Origin of the sequence: Pseudomonas sp. PsB, from assembly GCF_043658375.1 — a bacterium.
GTDB classification, from domain to species: domain Bacteria; phylum Pseudomonadota; class Gammaproteobacteria; order Pseudomonadales; family Pseudomonadaceae; genus Aquipseudomonas; species Aquipseudomonas putida_Z.
The window spans coordinates 1-793 of record NZ_JBIGLU010000095.1 but is presented as its reverse complement, the minus strand read 5'-3'; the positions used below and the strand labels follow the sequence as shown (position 1 = coordinate 793).

2 protein-coding genes are annotated in these 793 nt (G+C 44.0%); both read left to right on the top strand.

Annotated features, from left to right (window positions below; genetic code table 11):
* Positions 1-76 precede the first annotated feature (76 nt).
* On the top strand, positions 77-220 hold the full coding sequence (locus tag ACGLHT_RS30005) for a hypothetical protein (RefSeq protein WP_394520771.1): 144 nt from the start codon (positions 77-79) through the stop codon (positions 218-220).
* 350 nt (positions 221-570) lie between these two features.
* The coding region (locus ACGLHT_RS30000; RefSeq protein ID WP_394520770.1) for a hypothetical protein at positions 571-793 on the top strand (223 nt) is incomplete at its 3' end.

Genomic DNA, 793 nt, shown 5'->3' with positions numbered 1-793 from the left:
GGGCCGGTAGTGTCGAAAAAGTAAAAAATGGGGATTTTCACAAACTTTGCTTAAAGAGGCCAGAGGGGGGGGCTGAGTGAAAAAGGAGCAAAATCAAGCACAGTTGGGGCGTTTTGTGAAAATTGTGAAGGATTTTCCAAAGTGGGCAAAAATTGAAAAAAACGACAGGGCCGGTAGTGTCGAAAAAGTCAAAAATGGGGATTTTCCCAAACCTTGCTAAAAGGGGCCAGGGGGGCGGACTGAGTCAGAAAGGAGCAAAATCAAGCACAGTTGGGGCGTTTTGGGAAAATTGTGAAGGATTTTCCAAACCGGGCAAAATTTGAAAAAAAGACAGGTCCGGTAGTGTCGAAAAAGTCAAAAATGGCGATTTTCCCAAACCTTGCTAAAAGGGGCCAGGGGTCGGGATGAGTGAGAAAGGAGCAAAATCAAGCACAGTTTGGGTATTTTGTGAAAATTGTGAAGGATTTTCCAAAGTGGGCAAAAATTTTAAAAGGCCACAGGGCCGGTAGTGTCGAAAAAGTCAAAAATGGGGATTTTCCCAAAACTTGCTAAAAGTGGCCGGGAGGCGGGATGAGTGAGCAAAATCAAGCACAGTTGATGTGTAATGTGAAAATTGTGAAGGATTTTCCAAACCAGGCAAAAATTGAAAAAAACGACAGGGCCGGTAGTGTCGAAAAAGTCAAAAATGCGGATTTTCCCAAACCTTGCAAAAAGAGGCCCGGGGGTGGGCTCAGTAAAAAACGAGCGAAATCAAGCACATTGGGGGCGTTTTGTGAAAATTGTGAAGGATTTT